This window comes from Baekduia sp. (assembly GCF_035685985.1).
In the GTDB taxonomy this organism is placed as follows: Bacteria; Actinomycetota; Thermoleophilia; order Solirubrobacterales; family Solirubrobacteraceae; genus Baekduia.
In genome coordinates this window covers 36,409-54,273 of the sequence record NZ_DASRZV010000029.1, presented here as the reverse complement: position 1 = coordinate 54,273, position 17,865 = coordinate 36,409, and the positions used below count along the sequence as shown (strand labels likewise).

At 71.3% G+C, this 17,865-nt stretch carries 9 protein-coding genes; 2 read left to right on the top strand and 7 right to left on the bottom strand.

Going from position 1 to position 17,865, the window contains the following annotated elements; genetic code table 11:
- Together VFG42_RS19495 and VFG42_RS19490 are read right to left on the bottom strand one after the other, a co-directional pair.
- Positions 1-873, bottom strand: a complete 873-nt coding sequence (locus tag VFG42_RS19495; RefSeq protein WP_324910453.1) for a sugar ABC transporter permease — start codon at positions 871-873, stop codon at positions 1-3.
- Complete coding sequence (locus tag VFG42_RS19490) at positions 870-1,934, bottom strand: TIGR03619 family F420-dependent LLM class oxidoreductase (protein ID WP_324910452.1); 1,065 nt, start codon at positions 1,932-1,934, stop codon at positions 870-872. Before VFG42_RS19490 ends, VFG42_RS19495 begins: the two co-directional genes overlap by 4 nt.
- An 88-nt stretch (positions 1,935-2,022) precedes the next feature.
- On the opposite strand from VFG42_RS19490, the gene VFG42_RS19485 reads away from it, so the two are divergent.
- Positions 2,023-3,489, top strand: coding sequence for an MmgE/PrpD family protein (locus VFG42_RS19485; RefSeq protein WP_324910451.1), 1,467 nt, complete (start codon positions 2,023-2,025; stop codon positions 3,487-3,489).
- Here VFG42_RS19485 and VFG42_RS19480 read toward each other — a convergent pair.
- Positions 3,401-4,225 (bottom strand): Crp/Fnr family transcriptional regulator, encoded by an 825-nt coding sequence (locus VFG42_RS19480; protein WP_324910450.1) that lies wholly within the window; start codon positions 4,223-4,225, stop codon positions 3,401-3,403. The two genes, VFG42_RS19485 and VFG42_RS19480, sit on opposite strands and share 89 nt — an antisense overlap.
- Positions 4,226-4,243: 18 nt before the next feature.
- Positions 4,244-5,659 (bottom strand): MmgE/PrpD family protein, encoded by a 1,416-nt coding sequence (locus VFG42_RS19475; RefSeq protein ID WP_324910449.1) that lies wholly within the window; start codon positions 5,657-5,659, stop codon positions 4,244-4,246.
- Positions 5,660-5,972: 313 nt separating this feature from the next.
- Here VFG42_RS19475 and VFG42_RS19470 point away from each other — a divergent pair, with 313 nt between their 5' ends.
- Positions 5,973-6,239, top strand: coding sequence for a ferredoxin family protein (locus VFG42_RS19470; RefSeq protein ID WP_324910448.1), 267 nt, complete (start codon positions 5,973-5,975; stop codon positions 6,237-6,239).
- A 28-nt stretch (positions 6,240-6,267) separates the two neighbouring features.
- Here VFG42_RS19470 and VFG42_RS19465 read toward each other — a convergent pair whose 3' ends face one another.
- From VFG42_RS19465 to VFG42_RS19455, 3 genes are all read right to left on the bottom strand, one after another.
- The gene (locus VFG42_RS19465) at positions 6,268-7,047 is read right to left on the bottom strand and encodes an SDR family NAD(P)-dependent oxidoreductase (protein WP_324910629.1); all 780 of its coding nucleotides are present in this window, start codon (positions 7,045-7,047) and stop codon (positions 6,268-6,270) included.
- 646 nt (positions 7,048-7,693) lie between these two features.
- Positions 7,694-8,020, bottom strand: coding sequence for a hypothetical protein (locus tag VFG42_RS19460; protein ID WP_324910447.1), 327 nt, complete (start codon positions 8,018-8,020; stop codon positions 7,694-7,696).
- Positions 8,017-17,625 (bottom strand): DNRLRE domain-containing protein, encoded by a 9,609-nt coding sequence (locus VFG42_RS19455; protein ID WP_324910446.1) that lies wholly within the window; start codon positions 17,623-17,625, stop codon positions 8,017-8,019. Before VFG42_RS19455 ends, VFG42_RS19460 begins: the two co-directional genes overlap by 4 nt.
- Positions 17,626-17,865: the final 240 nt, after the last annotated feature.

Sequence of the window (17,865 nt, the reverse complement as noted above, 5' to 3'; positions counted from 1 at the left end):
TCACATCGCCCTTTCCCGGAGCCGCAGCACGACCATCTGCACGATCGAGAGCGCGGCGATCAGCACGGTCAGGACGAGCGCGAGCGCCGCCCCGTACCCGAACCGTCCGTTGACGAAGGTCTGCGTGTAGACCTGGGTCGCGAGCGTCTCGGTGGCGTTGGCCGGACCACCGCCGGTGACCGACAGGATCTGGTCGAACAGCCGCAGCCCGAAGATCAGGCTGATGGTCGCCGCGACCGTGATCGCCGGGGCCAGCAGCGGCAACACGACGCGACGGAACCGCAGCCAGGGCCCGGCACCATCGACCGTGGCGGCCTCGATCAGCTCATCGCTGATCCCCTCCAGCCCAGCCAGGTAGATGACCATCGTCAGGCCCGAGTACTGCCAGACGAGGACGACGACGATCGTCCACATCGCCCACTTCGGATCTCCCGTCCAGGCGTGTTCCCACGACGCGAGGCCGAGCTTTCCGAGCACGTCGTTGAAGCCGCCCTCGGCGTCGGCGATGTACCGCCACAGGAACCCGACGGCCAGCGGGCTGATCACGACCGGCGCGAAGAACAGCGCGCGCAGGACGCTGCGCGACTTGAGCGTCCGCCGCAGCGCCAGCGCCAGCGCCAGGCCGATCGCGTTCACCGCGACGAAGAACACGCCCGCGAACTTCAGCGTGTTCCAGAGCGAGTGCTCGGTGACCGGGTCGCGGAAGATCTCACGGAAGTTGCCCAGCCCAACACCATGGGCTTGGTCGATGCCGTTCCAGTCCGTGAACGCGTAGCGACCGCCGACGATCGTCGGCACGATGTGAAACGCGAGGAGGAAGAGGACGCCCGGCAGAGCGACCAGCCACGGGACCCGGCGCGGGCCGGCGCTCACGCGGCCACGGTGCCCGGGTAGCGGTCCATCACCTGCTCCTTGAACTGCGTGAGCCGATCGATCATGTGCTCGACGTCGTCCGCCACCGGCCGCAGGACCATGTGATCGACCCCGGCGTCGCCGTACTCGACGACCTTCTCCAAGACCTCCTGGCCGTTCCCGGCGAGGCTCACGCGCGACGCGTGCTCGAAGATCTCCCGCTGCTCGGGCGTGAGCGTCGGCATGTCGCGGGTGCCGCCGTAGTCGAACGACGCACGGCTGATCGCCTGCTCCTCGGCGCGCGCCCGGTCGCCGTCCTCGTCGATCGCCATCCAGTACTCCGTGTAGAGCACCAACTCGGACGGGGCTCGCCCGTACCCGGCGGCCAAGCCCTGAAGCTCAGCCCACTCGCGGGCCAGACGCTCGGGAGGCAACCACTGGATGTACCAACCGTCGAGGTCGCGGGCGATGCGATGCATCACCGCGTCGCCCATCCCGCCGTAGACGATGGGCAGTCGATCCTGGACGGGCTTCGGGTAGACGACCGCGTCCCGGATCGTGATGAACTGCCCGTCGTAGTCGACCGAGTCCTGCTCCCAGGTCTGGCGCATGATCGCGATCCACTCGTCGACGACCGCACCGCGCCTGCCCATGAAGCGGGTCTCGCCAAGGGCGGCGAACTCCTGCTTGGCGTACGGCGGCGACCCGATGCCGACGCCGAGGATCGAGCGGCCGCCGCAGAAGCGATCGAGGGTTGCGTAGGTCTTGGCCAGCCACACCGGATGGCGGAGCGGGAGGATCACCACCGAGCTGCCCAGCTCCATCCGGCTCGTCATCCCCGCGACGTAGCACAGCGTCGACACCGACTCATACATGTCGGGCACGATCGGCCCCTCGTGGCGTTCCCACGCCGCCATCGACCCGGCGGTGAAATGGAACTTCACGTCCATCGGCTTGCGGGTGAGCGAGTCACGCACCCAGAGCGAGTGGTACCCGAGCTCCTCGCAGGCGACCGCCGTGCGAGCGATGGCCTCCGCACTGGCGAACGGCCCGGTGTGTGGCAGCTTGACCCCGAACTTCATCGGGCGAGCGTACGAGCGCACCCACCGCGACTCCATGACCTAAGTCGATGCCGGCGAGCGCCGCCCCCTGTACCGTCGCCGCCCCGCGATGAGCACCGTCGACCTCACCCAGCGCCTCGGCGCGTTCGTCGCCGGCAGCGCGCCGCGCGCCGCGTCGACACCGGCCCTGCTGGAGCGTGGCGGGTGGTTCGTCCTCGACGGCCTGGGCCTGGCGCTCGCGGCGTGGTCGGCCGACGACCGCTTCGCCCAGAAGCTGCTGCGCGCCCAGGGCGACGACGTCGGTGACGACCGGCCGTGCACGATCATCGGCACGACCGACCGCGCCGGCGCGGCGACCGCGGCGCTCGTCAACGGGACGCTCATCCACAGCTGGGACTTCGAGGACATCGCCATCGGAACGGCGATGCACTGCGAGCCGACCGTCCTGCCGGCGGCACTCGCGATCGCCGAGCTGCGAGGAGCCGACGGCGCGGCGCTGCTCGACGCCTACATCATCGGCGCGGAGGTCGCTCAGCGACTGGCGACCACCAGCGACGGCATCGAGCACGGCACCGCACGCTACGGGTTCCACAACATGTCGATCTTCGGGGCGTGCGGCGCCGCGGCGGCCGCGGCCCGGTTGCTTCGGCTGGACGCACGTCGATCCGCCGAGGCGCTGGCGCTCGCCGTGAGCTTCGCGAGCGGCTCGGCTGTCGGCTGGATGCAGGGCACGGCACGCAACAAGCCGCTCAACGCGGGCTGGGCGGCACGATCGGGGGTGATCGCCGCGCAGATGGCCGCCTGCGGCATAGGCGTCGGCGCTGACACGCTCTCCGGGCCGCGCGGGCTCGTGTTCAGCCACCTCCGTGGCCGCTCGATCGACCCCGGGCCGGTCGTGGACGGTCTCGGCGAGCGTTGGCGCGTCCTCGACCTCGGCATCAAGCTGCTCCTGCCCGGCGGCGCGGCGCAGTCGATCCCGGAGTGCGTGACGACGCTGGTGGCCGAGCATCAGATCCGGCCCGACGAGGTGCTGGAAGCCGAGATCGTGCTGCCCCCGCGCTACGGCGCGATCATGGCTCTCGGCGATGCGCTCTACCGCCCGCCGTCGGCCGCCGCGTCGTTCTACTCCGTGCCGTGCACGGCCGCGCGCATCGTGCTCAGCGGGCGCTACCAGCTGGAACACCGCACCGACGCGTCCGTGCGCAGCCCGGAGCTCCAGGCCCTGGCCGACCGCTTCGCCTTGCGACTCGACACACCACGCGACGACGTGCCGACCGACGAGCACCCGGTCACCGTGACGATCACGACCCCGCGTGGCACGGTCACCCACGCCGTCGGGATCGAGCCCGGCCATCCCCGGCGGCTCGACCGTGAGGGGGTCGTCGCCAAGTTCCGCGAGTGCGCGGCGTTCGCCCCCTTCTCGCCGGACCCCGAGCCGATCGAGCGCCTCGCGCTCGGCCTCTCGCAGGTCGGCGACGTCCGAGAGCTCACGGCCCTGACACGACCGGCCGACCGACCGCCAGGCGATGCAGGCTCGCGGGCGCGAGCAGCACGAGCCGGCGACCGCGGCGTTTGACGAGCCCATCGGCCTGCAGGTCCCCGAGCACGCGCGACACCACGTCCCGCACCGAGCCCACCGAGTCAGCGAGCTCCTGGTTGGTCGCCCGCACGGCGAACTCGCCGTCCACCCGCTCGGCCAGGCTCAGCAAGTGCCGGGCGAGGCGCTCGCGCACCGAGAGCAGAACGTCGGACCCGAGCCAGCGCTGCCCCTCGTCCACCAGGCGCGCGAGGTAGCGGAGCATCGCGTCGGCGACCTGGTGATCGGTGCGCAGGAGACGCAGGAAGCGCTCGGTGCGCAGGACGAGGACCACCGTGTCGCGGAGCGCGTCGCAACTGCGGCGCGCTCCGCTGATCTCCGACCACGTCCGCTCCTGCCGATGATCGGTGGGGGTCGAGAGGACCGCCGACAGGCCGACGAGCGCGCCACGGTCGGCGTAGCGCATCGTCAGGCGGCGGCCGTCGTCGCGCGTGATGCACATGCGCATCATCCCGTCGGCGATCAGCATCAGCTGCACCGGGTCCGCCCCGTTCCTGTAGAGGCTCTCGCCCGCCGCGAGCTCCAGCACGCGAGCGTCCTCCAGCAGCAACGCGACGGTCGACGGCGGCAGGCCGGCCAACGGTCCATCCCGCCACGCCTCGTCCGCGCCCACGTCTGCCGCAACGGCAACGCTCATCTCCGACTCCCTCCGACAACGACGACAGCGTCCTACAACTAGCGCGAAGGACGGCGTGGAATCCGTGACCGCGGTCACGTCCCGGGTTTGCGCGCGCTAGCCGAGCGCGGTCGCGTCAGCACGCACCGCCAGGCGCGCGGTGAGCTCGCGGACGTCCGGCAGCTCGTCGAGCGCGAGCAACGTCGCCGCGAGGTCGTCGACCTGCGCCGGTCCGAGCGCGAGCCCTGCGTTGGCGTGGAACTTGCGCACGATCGAGTCGTGTGGGAAGTCCTTGGCCTTCGACGTGGTCGTCGCACGCACCGTTCGGTCGGCGGTGACCACCTCGACGGTCGTCGGCCGGTCTTCGGGCGCCAGGTCGAGGTGCTCGTCGTCGGCGCGGACCGCGAAGCGATCGCCCAGCGCGAGCAGCTCGGGCTCGCGGACCGCCGCGTCGGTGCGATGCGCGAGCGTGTAGCCGCCCTCCATCAAGATGCGCGCGACGAGCAGCGGGAACGCGCCGATCGACGCGGAGCCGGTGGACGGCCGGTAGAGGCTGTCGCCGATGTCCTCCAGGATCTGAGCGAGCTGCGCGGGCACGATGATCGTCCCGCTCTGGACGTCGCCGGCGCGGATGCCGTGCTCCTCGAAGAGGATCGACGCGGCGTCGGCGGTCGCCTGCGTCGACGAGCCCGTCGGATGCAGCTTGACGTACAGGTCGAAGAGGCGCCAGTCCTCGCCGATGCCCGCGAGGATCGGTTCCGGCGACCAGCCTTCGCGCCACGTGTGCGCCTCGAGCAGACCACGTTCGCCGTCGATCGTGTCGTGGCTGCAGCCGTAGCCGGCCGCCGCCAGACGCGCGGCCACCACGCCGGCCTGCGCCGCCCAGCCCGGGTGCATCGTCTTGTTGCGCCCCGACGCCGCGGTCCACCCCGCCGACGTCCCGCCGGCCATGCTCGCCGAGAGCGCGATCGCGTCGGCGATGCCATTCGCGTCGAGACCGTGGAGCTTGGCCGCTCCGGCCGCCGCACCGACCGTGCCGAAGACCGAGGTCCCGTGGAAGCCGGAGAAGTACAGGCCGGACTCGCCGTGCGCGGCGGACGCCAGCCGCAACGCGACCTCCGTCGCCACGACGAAGCCCTCCAACAGCTCCAAGCCGGACGCGCCCGTCTGCTCGGCGACCGCGAGCGTCGCGGCGGTCGCGAACGCCTCGCAGTGCATGACGGTGCCTGGGTCGATGTCGTCGAAGGTCCAGACCGTGGCCAGCGCGCCGTTGACCATGGCCGACATCGGTGCGGTGCCCCCGACATCCGAGCCGATGATCGTCGAACCACCGCGCTCCTCGGCACCCAGAAGCCCGGCGACGAGCGCATCGCCGACACCGTCCTCGGCCCGCCAGCCGGCGAGCGCGAGACCGACGGTGTCGAGCACGTGCAGGCGCGCTCGGGCGAGCAGCGCGTCGCGGCGATCGTCGGTGGTCAGGTCGAAGCCCGCGGCGAAGTCCGCGAGCGCCTCGGCGACGGGTCGGGCGTCCATCGTCGCGACGGTAGCCCGCGGCCCGCCTCCGACAAACGACCAAAGTCGCTGCGGGGCAGGGACGATGTCCCTACCCCGCGAGCGGTCACGGCAGCGTCGTCACGTCGATGACCTCGTGGTGGTTCATGAGCGGGCGCTCGTCTGGACGCGGGCGTCAGGGACACCATGACGTCGCGGATCGGATGTTGGAATCAGTCGCCGGCTTCCCTCGCCCGCCGTGCGGCGCGAGGACCCGGTTCACTGCTCGACGAGCGTCCCGAGCCTGTGACCTGAGTCGCCGTGCGGTGAGCCGCGCCGCCTTTAGGGTCGCCCGATGGCCTACGTGATCGCCGAACCGTGCATCGGCAACAAGGACGCGTCCTGCTCGGAAGTCTGCCCGGTGAGCTGCATCCACCCCACGCCCGAGGAGCCCGGATTCGCCGAGGCCGAGCAGCTCTACATCGACCCGGAGGAGTGCATCGACTGCGACGCGTGCGTCGAGGCCTGTCCTGTCGACGCGGCGTTCGCCGAGGACATGCTCCCACCTGAGTGGGCGCGCTTCGCCGCGCTCAACCGCGAGCACTTCGGGCACGGGAGCTGAACCCGGCCGGTGCCTGGTCGCTGATCGCCTACAGCGGAAAGCCCCCGTCCGCCCCGATCATCGTGCCGTTGACGTACGACGCGTCGTCGGAGGCGAGGAACAGCACCGCGGCTGCGACCTCCCCAGGCTGCCCCGGCCGGCGCATCGGAACGAGGCGAAGCATGTCCTCGCGCGCCTGAAGCTGGCCGCCCGCGTCCGGGTACCACTCAGGGTGCTTGCGCAAGGTGTCGGTCATGCCGGGGCTGACCCAGTTGAACCGGATCCCGTGCGGCGAGAACTCGTACATCGCCGACCGGATCACGGCGTGCTTGGCCGCCAGCGATGCGAGCGAGTGGGCCCGCGGCTCGGCGACCACGCCGGCGCGACCGCCGGCCGGCGGGTAGCCGAGCATCACGACCGAGCCCGCTCCACGCTCGACCATCCCCGGCAGCACCGCCTGCAGCAGATGGAACGTCGCGCGCAGGTTCACGCCGAGCACCAGGTCCAGCTCCTCGTCGGTGATGTCCAGAAGGCCCTTCGCCGGCCGGATCGAGTGGTTGATGACCAGGACGTCGATCTTCTTGTAGGCCTCGATCGCTTCAGCCACCATGCGGTCCACGGCGCCACGCACCGCGAGGTCGGCGAGCACGGACAACACGTCGCCGCCGGCGGCACGCAGCTCCTCGGCGGTCCCGTCGAGCTCATCGGCCGACTCGCGCGCGTTGATCACGACTCGTCCCCCTTCGCGGACGATCCCGGCCGCGATCTCCCGTCCAATGTTCCGACTGCTACCGGTGACGATCGCCACCTTGTCTCGAAAGCGCATCATGAACACCTAGTGGCCCGTCTTACGAGAAACCGTGACCTAGGTCCGGTCCGGCCGGCTTTCCGAGGCAATGCGGCGAGCAGCTGGGCGCCGGCGACGACCAGGCAGGCGCCGCCGACGCGCGACAGGACGCCGCCGGCCACCCAGACGGCCAGGGCCAGGCCGACCGCGGTGGCGATGAGCTACCCGAGGTCCGCGACGGCGCCGGCGATCATCAAGGCGTAGGACATGACTAGGCCATCACCAGCTCGCGCGTGTCGACGTCCTCGGTCAGCACGGGCCGGCCCCGCGCGCGACCGAGCTCTGCCACCTGCTCTGGCGCGACATCGACTTCGCCAACCGGCGCATCTCCATCGGGCGCTCAAAGACCCAGGCCGGCCTGCGCGAGATCCCGATGGTCCCCGCGCTGCATCTCGAGCTGCTCGCGCACAAGGCCCGCAGCGCGCACAGCGGCCGCGACGACCCCGTCTTCCCGACCTCCAACGGCACCGCACGCAACAAGGACAACCGGCGGCGGTTGTCGGGCATGAGCTCGCGCTCGACCAGCGGGATGTTCCTGCGGTGCCCTCAGACTTCTGCGTGCGCGTCCACGGCAGGCGCAAGCCGCTGCGAGCAGCCGCGACATGCCGGATCGCGGCTCGACGCCCGCCTACACACTCTCCAGCTTCGCCGCCGCCTCGCGCCGCAACGCGCACGTCTCGGCGAACCTTTCCAGCAGCGGGTCTAGCTCAGCCGGTGAGCCGACCTTCGTGCTCTTCACCATGATCCGTCGGCCGGTCGCGACCTCGAAGCCCTCGACCTCGACCTCGCCGGACTCCCAGACCGAAAAGCCGCCCGTGACGTTCGGGCCGGTTAGCTCGGCCCACGCTGCGCGCTTAGGTCGGTCAGTCGGGCCGGCCGTGAACTGCACCATCAGCTCTGGGCGCTGCAAACTGGTGGTCCAGCGCTCGAGGTAGTCGAGGAACGGGTCGGTCATGGCAGTTTCGTGGAGACGTGCGAGACGTTGCTTGTGGGGACGGGGTACTGCACCGGCTTGCCCTTCCTCGCCGCATTCCGGCCCGCCGGGCTGTCGGGGCTGGGGATCTGCCCCCAGTCCGCGCGGCCGCCGGGGTGGACGCTGCCGGACGGGACGTCGAACTCAACGTATCGCGAGCCAGGCTTGGCCTGGCGCTCGTACGCGCTGGGGTTGGCCGGATAGGCAACGTGGGTGGTGCCGCCGCCCCCGACCTGGACCACACCGTTCTCGCGCATCGCCGCCTCCTCCTCGGCCGACATCCACCGTCCGACACGCACCGTCTCCTCTGCCGCCTCCTCCGCGAGCCGCGCCGCGCCGGCGCCGTCCCACATCGAGGCGACCATGCCGATGCCCTGGCCGACGCCGCCCGCGGTGCCAAAGTCCGCGCAGGACGGGTTGAACCCGAAGAGGCTGCCGGCGATCTGGGTGCTGAGCCCCGCGGTGAGGCCGTCAAGCGCCCCGGCGGCGAAGTCCGGCGCGGCGTTGACCGCCGTCGCCATCGCGTTGCCGACCATCGAGACGGCACCCGCCGCACCCCCAGCCATGCTCCCGACTAGACCGCCGATCGCGTCGGCCAGCCCGTCGCCGGTCGCGTCCGCGAGGTTAATCGGGTTGCCGAACGCGTACTCATAGAGGTTGGTCGCGCCCGATCCGAAGCCCGCCGGATCCTTGGTCGTGAACCGCCCCGTCTCGGCGTCATACTGCCGCTGGCCCATCTGCGTCAGGCCGGTGTCCGCGTCGTAGAGCCCGCCCGCGTAGCCGAAGGGTTGGAAGCCCGGGCTCGTGTCGAGCGTGATCCGCCCGTAGGCGTCGTAGTCGATGCGCTGAGCGACCGTCCCGGTGGCGACATCGACGACCAAGCGGACGCTGCCGTGCTCGTCGGTTACGAACCGGTAGGTCGTGTCGCCGCGCACCATCAGCGACGGCGTCGTCCCGTCGGCGCCGTAGACGAACGTGCTGCGCACGTCGCCATCGGCGTCGAGCTCCGCGACCGGGTTCAGCGCCTTCCCATACAGGAAGCCCTCGACCAGGTCCCCGTCCACCTTCTTGCCGACACGGCGGTTCTGCCCGTCGAGGACGTACTCCACCTCGCGGCCGTCGGCCAGGTGGGCGCCGTGCAGTGCTCCGAAGCGGTTGTAGGTGTAGGTGGTGACCGCGCTGCCGTATTGGCGGCCGGTCAGCTGCCCGTTCTTGTCGTAGGTATAGGCAACGTCGCCGGCGCCGATCAGTCGATCCTGCGCGTCGAACGTCGCTGACGTCGTGCCGTCGGGCGTCGTCACCGCCGTGCGGTTGCCGTTGGCGTCGTAGGCATAGTGCGCAATGAGCGCTCCGTCCTGATGGACTTCCTCCAGCCGCCCGGAGTCGTCATACCCGTACGTGCGGTGGGTCGTCCCGTCCTCGTCGGTCTCGTCTTCGGAGACGATCCGCCCGCGCTCGTCGCGTGCGTACGTCGCGGATAGCAGCGTCGTCTGGGCGCCCGACGCGCTCCAGCCGGTGCCTTCGGCGTAGTCGTCCACGGTGGCGGTCGTGGCCACCCGACCCGCGATCGTCCTGGTGATGATCCCCGTAGCCGGGGCGCGGGTGACCGTGACCGGCCCGGCCTGCGTCAGCAGCCCGTCGTCGTCATAGGCGTAGTCGACCGTCGCGCCATCGGCCACCTGCACGCGCGAGACGCGGAAGTCGTCGTTGAACGTCCGTGTCACCGTGCCCGAGACCGCGCCGGACAGCGTGTCGCTCGTCGCCAGGCCGCCGTCGTAGCCGAAGGACAGGTCCTCGCCGTCGGACCCGTCGATGCTGGTGACCTGGCCCGTCGTGGAGTTGTAGTGGTAGTGGACCTCGTCGCCGCCGGAAGCGATCGACGCCAGGCTCCCGTGGGCGTTGTAGTCGTACTGGAGCGAGGTGCCGTCCGCGCGGTCCAGCGACGTCAGCAGACGGTCCGCGTCGTAGTGGTAGGTGACGGGCGTCGCGCCGTCGCCAACGTCGGGCGCCGTGTAGCTCTTGGGCTGGTCGAGCGCCGTCGAGGTGAACACGTGCACCGGGCGGCCGGGCGGCGTGATCGACGCGAGGTTGCCGTCGGCGTCATAGGTGTACGCGATCGAAGCGCTGCCGGGCAGCGTCTTGGACGTGACACGGCCGCCCGCGTCATACAGGTACGACGTAACCGCGCCGAGCGGCGCGTCGACCTCCGACACCAGGCCGGCCGAGTTGTAGTGGTAGGTCCTCGTTCGGGCGCCCTGGACGGTCTGGCTCACCCGTCCGCGGTCGTCGTAGCTCGTCGTCGCCGCCAGGACGCCTGGCTGCGTGCTCGCGGTCGGCCGCCCCTGCCCGTCGAGCGCCGCCGTGGTCGTCCGACCCTCGGGGGAGAGGGTCGTCAGCGTCGTCGTCCCGCGGTCGAAGCGGACCTGCCACGTCTTGCCGTTGATCTCCGCCTCGTCGTCGGAGCTCGAGAGCGACAGCGGGTCGTCGTCGTCGGACAGCTCGGTGTCGCGGCTGGTCGTCACGGAGTAGGTCCGGCCGCCCGGTGTGGAGACCGAGCCGCTGGTCAGCGGCGCCGCCAGGCCGAAGATCGGGTCGGCTTGGCGCTGGTTGGTCACGGTGGACCCGTCGGGCAGCGTGCGGGTGAGGACGCCGTCGGTGCCCTTGCTGGTGCCGCCGGTCTGGCCCTGCGGGCTGGTGTAGCCGCGCGTCGTGACGCCGTCGCGGTCGCGGGTCAGCGCGTAGCTGCTCGCGTGGCCGCCCGCGGTGGTCATCGTGACCGTCGCGCCGCCGTTGTGCGTGGCACGAGCGAGCGACTTGGCGCCGCCGACCGCGTCGGCGTCGCGCGTCAGACGGCCCTCGTCGTCGTACTGGAAGGTGCTGGTCGCGCCGCGCGGTGACTGGAACGATCTCAGCAGCCCGTCGCTCGACGTGGTCATCGAGGTCGTGTGGCCGTTGGGATCCTCGACGCCCGACAGCCGGCCGTGGGCGTCGAGGTGCAGGTCGGTGCGCTGCCCGAACGGCGCGACGATCGCGGTCGGGTGGCCGTCGGAGGCGCGCTCGACCCGCGTCTGGTTGCCGTCACCGTCGGTGATCGACGTCAGCCGCCCCGCGCCGTCGTAGGCGAACGTGCCGGCGACCGCGCCGGTGCGCGCGTTGAGCGTGCGCGTCTGGCGGCCGTGGCGGTCGAACTGGAACACCGCGGTGCCGTCGGGCGACGGGATCGTGTAGCCGTCCGCGCCCACCCCGGGCAGCGCTGGGCCGACGCGGTACAGCGACGCGTCGCAGCTGTCGGTCACGTAGGTGCTGGCACCGTCCGGCATCGGGATCACCGCATTGGGGCACTCCAGCCACGCGGCCCCGGCGACGCCGCCCGCGCCCGGGTCCTGGTTGCCGCCGCCGGCCAGCGCCGAGATGACGCCGGAGGAGTCCAGTCGCCGGATGTCACCGGTCTCGCCGATGTACAGCGTCCCGTCCTGGCCGACCGAGACCGTCGCCGGGTACAGCAGATGCGCCTGGGTCCCGGGCAGGCCGTTGCCCGACCGGCCGGGTCCGCCGTCGCCCGCGACCGTCGTGATGATGCCGTCGGTGCCCACGCGCCGCACGCGATAGTTGGAGGAATCGCCGATGTAGACGGCGCCGTCCTGGCCGACCGCCACGCCCGAGGGGTAGTTGAGCTCGGCGTCATCCGCCGGGCCGTCGTCACCGGAGAAGCCCGATGTGCCGGTGCCCGCGAAGCGGCTGATGATGCCGTCGGGCGCGACGCGTCGGATCTGGTGGTGGTTGAAGTCGTCGATGTAGAGCGTGCCGTCGGGCGTCACCGCAACCGCGTTGGCCCTGAGGACCGCGTCGGTCGCCCGGCCGTCGTCGCCCGACGGCGTCCCGCCCCCTCCGGTTCCCGCGACCGTCCGGATGACCCCGTCGTCCCCGACCGCGCGGACGCTGAAGAGGGCGGCGATGTAGACCGTGCCGTCCGGGCCCACCGCGACGCTCAGCGGCGCGTCGATGTAGGCGTCGGTCGCCGGCCCGCCGTCGCCCGCGTCGGCGTCGTCCGGGCCCGGATCGCCACCGCCCGCGAACGTCGAGATCGTCCCGTCGGGCGCGATCCGCCGCACGCGATGGTGCCCGGTGTCGGCGATGTAGAGGCTGCCGTCTGGGCCTGCGGCGCCGCCGCCGAGGTTCAGGAAGAGCGCGTCCTTCGCCGGGCCGCCGTCGCCCCAGCCGTCGGAGTCGCCGGCGTCGCGGTGCGCGGTCGAGGCGCGGTTGTTGATGATGACCGAGCTCGGGTCGCCCGCGATCCGCGTGACCGACGAGCCGACCTCGTCGGTGCTGACCTGCGAGCCGTCGCCGAGGCGCAGGACCTTGGCCGTCGGGTCGTAGCTGTTGTGGCCGTCCAGCGTCCAACCGCCGAGGTCGTCGGGCGCTTCGTCCGCGCCGCCGAGCGTGACCTTGAACGTCTCGTCCATCCCGCCCTCCATGCGGGACGGGATGCCGGTGGAAGCGCCGCCCGCCTGGGCGAAGGCCCGGCCGCCGGACCGGTCGTCCAGCGCGTACTGCGATTGGTAGATCCAGCTCAGCGTCACCGTCGCCTCGGTTGCGCCGTTGACGTCGCGACCGAAGCCGTCCTTGCCGTCCCAGATGAACTTCGAGAACTGGCCGGCCCGGTTGTCGAACTGCCGGACGATCCGCTGGCCCGCGACGTCGATCGTCATCTGCGCGCGGCGCAACGGCCCGGGGTCGTCGGGCGTGACCTGCAACTCCATCGTGTTGCCCACGACGCGACCGGGCGCGCGGTCGCTGCGGTAGTGCAGCGCGGTGCCGGTGCCCGAAAGCGCGACGTCCTCGCCGAGCGTCTGGTCGTCGCATCCGATGACCGAGCCGCCGCTGGAGCACCCACCGCCACCGAAGAGGCCCAGGATCGGCGACCCGTCCGGGTTGGGCGCGCCCGCCGGCCACCAGACGCCCGCGTTGTAGTCGTAGGGCGTGAAGTGCGTGACCGCGACGCGCCACAGCGTGTCGCCGGGCGCATAGAGATCGGCGACCTGGGCCAGCTCGTCGTCGGTGACGCCGAGATCTTCGAGCTCAGCGGTCGTCGCGGGATCGCCGTCGCCGTCGACGTCCAGCGTCGCGACGCCGTCGGACTCCGACAGCACCTTGACGACGCGCCCGTCGTCGGACGGCACCCACGCGCCGCGCTGGGCGTCGTAGTAGCCGACCGGCACCCGCGCGCCGACGTCAAAGCCGATGAAGTTGTCGGTGTAGGTGACGACGGGCTTGTCGAAGTCGACCTCGGTCGCACCCGCGGCCAGCGCCTCGTCGACCGTGTAGTCGACCGCGTAGGTGTAGATGCTGGTCGGGGGCAGGTGCGCGGGCATCGCCTCGTCGCCGTGCGCGCCGACCGTGTACTCGGTCGCGCGCACGTTGAGGTGCGACAGCGGCAGCGAGCCGCCGCCGGGCAACCTCATCGTCGCCTGCGTGCCGGCGCCGAACAGCAGCGTGGCGCGGCGCGTGCCGGCATCGTCGGTCTCCTGCGACCCGCGGGCGACCTGCGCGGGCGCCAACGGCGAGGAGAGGTCGACGTCGGTGACGTGCGTGTCCAGCGCCACCAGCCGCACGTCGTCGAACCACGCGTAGTCCTGCCACGGCACGTCGACCTGACGCTCGACCGGAAGGTCGCCGGCACGCTCCAGGCGGATGCGCAGGCGCCCACCGCCGTTGACCGCAAGGGACACCTGGCCATCGGCAGCCGTGGCCATGCTGCCCAGCTCGGGGTGATCGACCACGCTGGCGGTGACACCCGCCAGCGGCGCGCCGTCGGCGTCGAGCACACGGCCGCGAACGACCGCGGCACGCTGGTGGACGATCGTGCCCGCGGCGACACCCTGCTGCACCGGATCGTCGCCCGAGTACAGGAAGGACGTGGCATCGCCGACGTCGGTGGTCTCGTGACGCGGCAGCGCGGGCACGGCGAGCGCGCCGGTCGCGACCGCGGTGGGCTCGCTCTCGCCGGCGTCGGTACCGGCCATGTTGGTGGCGGTGACCGCCACGCGCAGCGCCGAGTCGACGTCCGCGGTCGTCACGACGTAGCTCGCGTCGGTCGCGCCGGCGATGTCCGAGCAGCTCGTGCCGTCGGCCGCGCAGCGGCGCCACTGGTAGGCGTACGTCAACGGCGCGGTGCCCTGCCAGGTGCCGTTGTGCGTGGTGAGCGTATGACCCTCGATCGCCGAACCCACGATCGTCGGCCGCTGCGTGTTGGCCGGCGGAAGCGCCTCGACGGCAGCGGTCGGCGCGCTCGTCGCCGTCACCGACGCGACCGCGTTGCTCGCCGTGACCGCGACCCGCAGCCGCGCGCCGACGTCGTCCGGCGTCAAGGTGTAGGTGTCGTCGGTCGCGCCCGAGATCGGAACGCAGCCACCGCCCGTCGCATCGCAACGCTGCCACTGACGGGCGTAGGCGATCGGCTCGGTGCCGGCCCACGCGCCGCTATCGACGGTCAGCGCCTGCCCGTCGATCGGCGTGCCGGAGATCGAGGGCTCGGTCGTGTTCGCGGGCGCGGACATGTCGACGCTCGCGTCCAGCGACGCGCTGTCGGAGGCGTTGCCGACGGCGTCGACCGTGCGGACCTGCACGGTGACCGGCTGGCCGGTGGCAGCGCTGGGCAGGTCGAAGTGGCCCAGCGCGTCGGCCGTCGCCCACGCGGTCCAGTCGCCACCGGCTCGTCGGTAGCGGGCCTGCGCGTGGTCCAGGCCAGAGCCGGCGCTGCCGTCGGCAAGCGCCGGATCGACGCGTGCCTCCCAGGTGATCCGCGCCACGTCGGTGGTCGAGTTGTAGGACTCCACCTGCATGTTGGTCGGCGCGGGCGGCGGGGTGCGATCGATCGCGACCGTCCACGCGGACGAGCCCTTGACGTTGCCGGCGAAGTCCGTCGTGGTCTGGCGGAACGGCCGGTGGCCTTCGCCGATGGCGCTGGGGTCGAAGGTCAGCGTCGCGCTGGTGCTGTGGGGGCAGGCCGTGGGGTCGGTCGCGGCGCGCGGGTCGCAGGGCAGCGTGGAGGCAGCCACCTCGGCGCCGCCGACGACCTCGAGCGCGAGCTTCTTGACGCCCGAGCCCGCGTCGGTGCCGGCCAGCGTGATCGACTGCGTGCCGGTGCCGTTGGTGTAGTGGTCGCGCAGATCGTGCCAGGCCCCGAAGGGCGAGGCGGTGGGCGGGTCGCTGTCGTACGTGACCTGCGCGTGGTTGTTGGCGCAGTAGGTGGTGGACGTGCCGTCGGGCCGCTGGACGACGGTCTTGGCGAAGTCCGCGCCGGTCGTCACGCACGGCGTGCTCGGCGAGCTGTAGGTGAAGGTCGTGGTCGGGCCGGTGGTGTGCGTCGCGTTGTTGGTGCGGACCATCGACGCGACCTGCGACGTCGTCCCGTTGTAGGTCACGAGCGTCACGTTGCCGTCGGGCGTCGTGATCGACTTCAGCCGGTTGCGCGCGTCGTAGGCGTAGCGGCTGATCGCGCCGTCGCCGGCGGTGTAGCGCGTCAGGTAGTCGCTGTCGACGTGGCCGTAGAGGAAGTTCCACGTGTGGCCGGCGGTGTCGAAGATGTCCTGGATGTAGCCGTCGCCGACGTAGTTGCGCGTGACGCGGTAGGCGGCGCCGTTGGCATCGGTGATGCCGTTCAACGCGGGGATCTCGGTGTCGCCGTCGCTGTAGTAGGAGAACGCGATCGCGTGGCCGGCGGCGTCGGCGAGGGTCAGCAGGCGGCCGTCGGAGCCGAAGGTCAGCGTCAGGTCGGCGTTCGGGTAGGTCGGCAGCCCATCGGGCAGGCGCAACGTGTACTTGTTGGTCGTCGCGCTCTTGGTGAGCGTGGCCGAGGCCAACTCGGCAGGGCTGCTGTAGGTCGTGATCGTGCCGTCGGCCTGCGGGTCCAGGAACGGCAGCGCGAGGCCGTCGCCGCGGTAGAAGGCGATCGTCTGCGCGTCGAAGGCCTTCAGGTGCAGATCACGACCGAGGCTGGCGGTGCCGCGGATGCCGATGCCCTGCAGCTCGGTCGCGCTGGCCAGGCTGTTGTGATAGTGGTCGAGCCGGAGATCGAGGCCCGTGCCGGGGACGGCGAGGTCGCTGGTGTCCAGCAGCAGGTTGCCGTTGGCGACGTTGACCGCGGCGTTGGTCTTGCTGTCGAGCTGCTGGGCCTCGAACGTCGACGACGTGGGACGACCGGTCCGCGGGATCCAGACGATGTCGAGCTCGGGCGCCTGGTTGGCCGTGCTGCCCTCGGTGGAGAGGAAGTCCTCCTCTCCGACGACGTGCGGGCCGGCCTTGTCCTGGATCGCGATGCCGTAGTTGGGCAGCGATCCCTCCACCCAGCGCCGGACCAGCCCGGTGACCGACCAGTCGGTCCAGCCCGTGTGATGCGCCGGGACGGTCGTGCTCGCCGCGGGGGTCGGATCGAAGTCACCGCCGGGCGTGGACCAGGTGTTGGTGCCGTCGTAGGTGCTCCACGACGCGCCGTTGGTCCAGTTGCGCGTCAGCGGATGCAGCGTGAGCTGCTTGCTGGTGGAGATGCTCCACCCGCTGGGCTGATAGAGGCCGACGTCACCCCACAGCGTGACCGCATCGGCCGGCACCGCGCTGAGATCCCAGCGGATCAACGTGTGATGATCGTGATCACCGGACCAGCCGGCCCAGAGCTGGCTGCCCGAGCAGAAGCTCGTCGCCGGCGTGTCGGAGCTCAGCCCGCAGTCCTTGGTCGGGGTCTGCAGCGCGACCGTCGGGTCGATCGTCACAGAGCCGGAGCGCAGCGCCTCCCGCAGCCACGCCTCGTCCTCGACGGTCAGCGTGACCCGCCAACCGTCTTCGGTGCGATCGAGATCGGTCGACACCTTCTTGGTCGCCGTGCGGTCCACGTCGGCGAAGGCATAGGAGGGCGACAACGCCAGCACCGTGTCGCCGTCGGCGTCCTCGAGAGAGATCGTGCCGTTCTTCTGCTCCTCGGCGCGCACGCCATCGGCCGCCCGGAGATCGAAGACGTACCGGGAAGGCGCGTCGGCGCCATGGAGGTGGATCTCCTCACCGATCGCACCACTGGACACGCGGTACTCGACATCGGCATCCCGCAACGCCCCCGCGTAGGTGATCCTCTCGCCGTCGACCGCGCCCGCACCGCTCGCGCCCTGCAGCTCCATCGACGCCCAGTCCGAACCACGGCGGATGCGGATCGGCTCCGCCAGGCTCGATGGGAAGAAGGTGGTCCAACGATCGGCCGTCGTCTCGAACCCACCCGAGACCGGCCGCAGCGTGTCGTCGACCTCGCGCTCCTCGCCGTCGGCGGCCTTGTAGGTCGGCGCCTGAGCGAACACCCGCGAGATGTACGTGCCGTCCCCACGCCGATACGTCCGCGACGTCGCCGTCGACATCGACGGAACCGGCTCCGCGCCATCGAGCAACCGGTCGACCGAGCCACGCGGCTCGGGCACCGCGTTCCCCTCCTGCGCCGAGGAGCGCGACACACCCAACAGGAACACGCCCAGCACGCCCGAACCGATCACGAGCAGCGCGAGAACGGCCAGCGCGCGACAACCGAGTCGCTCCGTGACGAGATTCATCGGAGTCAAGACCTTCCCTGGTGAGAGATACCGCGTGCCGCGGTGGACAGTGCGACACCCTCTACGCTAAGGACTCCTTAGTCAAGGATCCTCCCCCGATCGTATGGACCCAGCCCCGGCGAGCGGCGCTCCTTCCGCGGTGCCGCCCAACGTCAGCAGCGGACCGACCACCACCGCGTGCGACATACGCGACCAGCCCGAGGTGCCGGGCCGCCCGGTCTCGCACCTTGACCAGCTCCC

Excerpts from the sequence above, each read along its gene's own strand:
- VFG42_RS19490 (WP_324910452.1), bottom strand. The coding sequence starts at position 1,934 with ATGAAGTTCGGGGTCAAGCTGCCACACACCGGGCCGTTCGCCAGTGCG.
- VFG42_RS19485 (WP_324910451.1), top strand. The coding sequence starts at position 2,023 with ATGAGCACCGTCGACCTCACCCAGCGCCTCGGCGCGTTCGTCGCCGGC.
- VFG42_RS19475 (WP_324910449.1), bottom strand. The coding sequence starts at position 5,659 with ATGGACGCCCGACCCGTCGCCGAGGCGCTCGCGGACTTCGCCGCGGGC.
- VFG42_RS19470 (WP_324910448.1), top strand. The coding sequence starts at position 5,973 with ATGGCCTACGTGATCGCCGAACCGTGCATCGGCAACAAGGACGCGTCC.
- VFG42_RS19465 (WP_324910629.1), bottom strand. The coding sequence starts at position 7,047 with ATGATGCGCTTTCGAGACAAGGTGGCGATCGTCACCGGTAGCAGTCGG.
- VFG42_RS19460 (WP_324910447.1), bottom strand. The coding sequence starts at position 8,020 with ATGACCGACCCGTTCCTCGACTACCTCGAGCGCTGGACCACCAGTTTG.
- VFG42_RS19455 (WP_324910446.1), bottom strand. The coding sequence starts at position 17,625 with ATGAATCTCGTCACGGAGCGACTCGGTTGTCGCGCGCTGGCCGTTCTC.